Below are 603 nucleotides of genomic sequence, written 5' to 3' on the forward strand. Positions count from 1 at the left end.
CACCAGCCTTGATCCGAACCGTGCTGAGTTGGTAACCATCGCGGCAACCAAGATCATCGACAACCGCATCCTCACCAGTCAGCCTTTTGAAGTACGCTTACGTGCGCCCCAATCGTTAGATTCTGGGTCAGTGAAAATTCATAAAATTCGCCACCAAGATCTGGCTGATGGTATCAGCGAGAAAGAAGCGTTGCTGAAACTGCTCACGTTCATCGGCAACCGTCCTTTAGTCGGATATCACATTCGCTATGACAAAAAAATTCTCGACCTTGCCTGCCAAAGGCAACTCGGCTTCCCACTGCCAAACCCATTGATTGAAGTCAGCCAGATTTATCACGACAAATTAGAACGGCATTTACCCAATGCCTACTTCGACTTAAGTCTGGATGCAATTTGCAAGCACCTGGAACTGCCCATTCAAGATAAACACGACGCACTGCAAGATGCGATTTCTGCCGCCTTGGTTTTTGTGCGCCTCACCAAGGGCGATCTGCCAAATCTCACCGCGCCATACACATAAATCCTGTTGACCTAGCTCCCATAATTACTTTTATTTCAATCATTTTCCGGCACACCCCTCTGTCTCATCCTAAAGTCTAATTG

At 47.6% G+C, this 603-nt stretch carries 1 protein-coding gene; it reads left to right on the forward strand.

Annotation, left to right across the window (positions count from 1 at the left end; all coding sequences use genetic code 11):
- Positions 1 to 520 (forward strand): 3'-5' exonuclease (locus R8O11_RS29335; RefSeq protein ID WP_318195138.1); only part of this gene is annotated, 520 nt, incomplete at its 5' end.
- Between the last annotated feature and the right edge of the window lie 83 nt (positions 521 to 603).

It is taken from the genome of Vibrio sp. 1288 (genome assembly GCF_033344475.1).